Origin of the sequence: Acidiplasma aeolicum (assembly GCF_001402945.1) — an archaeon.
GTDB classification, from domain to species: Archaea; Thermoplasmatota; Thermoplasmata; order Thermoplasmatales; family Thermoplasmataceae; genus Acidiplasma; species Acidiplasma aeolicum.
The window spans coordinates 1-3,902 of record NZ_LKBG01000039.1; the positions used below are offsets into that span (position 1 = coordinate 1).

Here is a 3,902-nt window from a genome sequence, read left to right on the forward strand (position 1 = left end):
TTAAGCATAGCGTAATATATAAAAAATTATTATATGTTCAATACATAATTTTTAAATATTATATTTGGATAAATTAAATTATGCAGGCTACAGATTTTTATATTGAAATAAAAAATAGGGTGAAAAACCATGCCGCAACGAATAATGATTTCATAAACCGATTTTCACAGGGGATGATATCGGATAATGAATTCATACGGTTTTCAATAGAATTTTATCACTTTACACGGGAATGGCCGGAGATTTTGAGCACATTGCTTGTTAATACACAGAAGGAGGAGGATGCATACGAGCTTACAAGGATCCTTGTATCAGAGCTTGGAGATGAGAATCCTGATCACAGGCATGAGCTTTTATACCGCAGGTATTTGAGGTCAATAGATTTAAATCCAGAGGAACTTGTGAAAAGGAAAAAGCTCAAAACAACTGAGGAATGGCTCAATGGAATGCGCCGGGCATTTTCATCAGATTACGCAACCGCCCTTGGTGCTGAATTTGGGCTTGAGAACATGGCAATACCAATGTGGGATAAGCTTCTTCCCGGTTTAAGGATAATGAAGGATAAAAAATATAAAAATATGGATATGTTATATTTTACATTTCACAGAGAGATAGAATCAAAGCATGAGGATGCAACACAGAATATCATAGGGATACATGGAAAGGACGAAAAGGATAAATTTATTGAGGGTGCAGATTATATATTAAACCTGGAGGAAAAATTCTGGCTGGGATTATCAGATAAAAAATAAATTTATTTTTTCCATGATAAATAATAATCCTTTTCCTCATTTTTCAATGTTAATTCTGTTGCATAAAGCTCTTTATATGTTTCAACCATGATTGCGACCTCATCCGTGCCCTTCTGGCCAATACTTTTTTCAAGCAGCCCGGGTTGTGGTCCATGGATCATGCCATGAACATGGAGTGTTATGGATCCGGCCTCTATGCCCCTTCTGCTCATAAAATTTCCGGATGAGTAAAATATTATCTCATCAGAATTTATATTATTATGATAATACGGTATTGGTATGGATTTTTCATGGAAATCAAACGGCCTGGGCAGAAATGATCCAACCATGAAATTATCGGATTCAAAGGTTTCATGGACAGGCGGTGGCATATGCAGTTTTCCAACAATCGGTGCCATTTTATCTATATTCAATGTAAATGGATACAAATATCCGTCCCAGCCTGCAACATCAAATAAAGGATAGAACCTTTTTATATTCATATAATAATCCCCGTAGTCAACCTTAACATTGTATTCGGATACTCCTGTCTCAGGTGCAATGAATTCCGGTACATTAAAATCACGGTCATAGTATGGACATCCCTCCTTAATCTGGCCGTATTCATTCAAATACCTATGTGGTATTTTTATATGAGTTTTTGATACAATAAAGAAGAAATATGAATTCTCACTGATATTAATTTTATATGTTGTTCCCCTTGGTATAAATATAAAGTCCCCCTTTCTATACTTATTTCTTCCAAATATGGAAATTATTTCACCTGAACCATTATGCACAAAGAATAATTCGTCCGCAACCGCATTCCTGAAATAGTAATCAGCATTTTTTTCTGGCCTTACTATTCCAATGGAAATCTCATCATTTAAAAATAGTACCATTCTGCCATAAAAGAAATCGGAATCCTCCTTAAATTTCATCGTTTTTATGTGCCTGTGCATGCTCTCATTTATTTTTATGAATTCTTTTTTATCCTCCCTTGAAATGGATTCTGCCTCTGCAGGGTCATATAAATGGTATAATAATGAATATTCTCCATCAAATGCCTTCAAACCAAAGAGCTCCTCCCTTAGCAGTTTATCCCTGCCTGTATAAGTATGCCTTGATTCTGGCATTTCACCATGTCTAATATAGTAAACCATCAGACCACCCTGTTTGTAAGTATGCCAAGGTCATCAGATCTCATTGTTACAGTATCCCCCTTCCTTAAATATTCAGTGCCAAGTTCAAGAATGCATCCGGTGTTAAATGTACCGCTGCCTATTATATCCCCAGGCAGCAATGGCACATCCTCTGATGCACGTTCAATCATGTCACAGAAGCTGAAATATATCTCATTCAAATTCCCTGAGGAATATAGTTTATCATTTACATATGTTTCCATTTTCAGATTTATTTTATTATTCTTATCCCTCTTAGACAATATCTCATCGGATGTGACGAAATACCTGCCAAATGATGTTGCATAATCCTTTCCCTTGGCGGGGCCAAGAAGCACCTTCATTTCCTCCCTCTGTATATCCCTGAGGCTCCAGTCATTCATTATCATAAACCCATAAACCGACTTAATGCACTCACTTCCATGGCAGTTTATGGTTCTTCTGCCTATTACAGCCGCAACCTCCATTTCATAATCAAACATTTTTGATTTTTCAGGATATTTTATATCACAGTCAGATGGATATATATTTGGTGTGCATGAAAAGTAGAAAACCGGAAATTTATACCACTCATCTATCATATTTAATCCCTTGTTTTTTCTTGCATTTTTGACATGGCCCTCGAATGAATAAAAATCCCTGACCGATCTTATGTATGGCACCGGTATTTTATACTCTATATTGCCATGTACTGATGAATCATCATCCGGTTTCAGTTTGAGAATTTTATCGTACAGTTCAAAAAAATTATTTTCAATATATTCTGTTGATTCATTTAATAATATGGATAAATCGTATATTTTATTGTTATATATGCATATTTTATCCTCATTGTTTATTTTGGCCCTGAATATTTTCACAGGTTTCCCCTCCTTGCCTGCTCCCTCTCTATGGCCTCAAACAGTGCCTTAAAATTTCCTGCACCAAATGATCTTGCACCCTCCCTTTCTATGATCTCAAAAAACAGTGTTGGCCTGTCAGTAAGCGGCTTTGTGAATATCTGCAATAAATATCCATATTCATCCCTGTCAACAAGGATATTAAGGTCTCTCAGTGCATTTATATCCTCATCAATGTTCTTAACGCGGTCATTCAATGAATTATAATATGAATCAGGGGTTTCAAGAAACTCTATACCATTATTCCTCATCATTTTAACGGTTTCTATTATATTGTCTGTTTTCAGCGCTATATGCTGGACACCCTCAGATCTGTAGTAATCGAGGTATTCCTCTATCTGTGATTTTTTTAATCCCCTTGCAGGCTCGTTTATTGGAAAGGTTATATTATCATTATACCTCACAACCTTTGATCTTAAGGCAGAATAATCTGTCCTTATGTCCCTGTCATCAAAAGTTATCAACTGTTTAAAATCCATGGATTTTATATAATAATTTACCCAGCGGTCCATCTCACCCTCGTAAACGTTGCCGACCACATGGTCTATACATTTCACACCAGTGTTTTTTTCATTATCATACACCTGATTAAAGCCCGGAAAAACACCTGCATAATCACCACGCTCTATTAATGTATGCACAGTATCACCATATGTTTTTATGCATGCCTCCCTGATCTTCCCGTTACCATCATTTATGCTTCTTATTTCAGAAACTTTAACATTTCTGGATTCAAGCTTTTTCTTTGTAAAATCCAGGTCCTCAACTGTCAGGGCAATATCCCTGACACCATCACCGTGTAAATTTACTGACCTGTTAATTTCAGTATCCGGGTCCATTGATGAGGTAAAAATTATATTTATGTCACCCTGTTTTAAATAATATGATATTCTATCCCTGATTCCGGTCTCCGGCCCTGAGTAACCGGCTAAATTAAATCCCATGCCCTTTCTTAAAAAATATGACCAGGTTTTTGCGCTGCTTACATAAAACTCAATATGGTCTATTCCCTTAAACAATTCATACTCCTCCTGTTCATACATAATTATTAATATATAAAACTATATTTATATTTTTTCATAAATTAATTT

General features: G+C 35.7%; 4 protein-coding genes. 1 reads left to right on the top strand and 3 read right to left on the bottom strand.

Translation table 11 applies throughout. The annotated features are described in order from the left end of the window. Positions 1-80 precede the first annotated feature (80 nt). Complete coding sequence (locus AOG54_RS01475; protein WP_055032313.1) at positions 81-752, top strand: TenA family transcriptional regulator; 672 nt, start codon at positions 81-83, stop codon at positions 750-752. A 2-nt stretch (positions 753-754) separates the two neighbouring features. Here the strand turns inward: AOG54_RS01475 and AOG54_RS01480 are convergent, their stop codons facing one another. Genes AOG54_RS01480 through hppD form a run of 3 tightly spaced genes read right to left on the bottom strand, consistent with a single transcriptional unit; the run spans position 755 to position 3,854 of the window. After that, positions 755-1,894 carry a homogentisate 1,2-dioxygenase gene (locus AOG54_RS01480; RefSeq protein WP_055032314.1) on the bottom strand — a complete coding sequence of 380 codons (1,140 nt, stop codon included), beginning with the start codon at positions 1,892-1,894 and terminating at the stop codon, positions 755-757. Further along, complete coding sequence (locus AOG54_RS01485) at positions 1,894-2,772, bottom strand: fumarylacetoacetate hydrolase family protein (RefSeq protein WP_048102344.1); 879 nt, start codon at positions 2,770-2,772, stop codon at positions 1,894-1,896. Before AOG54_RS01485 ends, AOG54_RS01480 begins: the two co-directional genes overlap by 1 nt. Continuing rightward, complete coding sequence (gene hppD / locus AOG54_RS01490; protein ID WP_055032315.1) at positions 2,769-3,854, bottom strand: 4-hydroxyphenylpyruvate dioxygenase; 1,086 nt, start codon at positions 3,852-3,854, stop codon at positions 2,769-2,771. The genes AOG54_RS01485 and hppD overlap by 4 nt, the downstream gene beginning before the upstream one ends. Between the last annotated feature and the right edge of the window lie 48 nt (positions 3,855-3,902).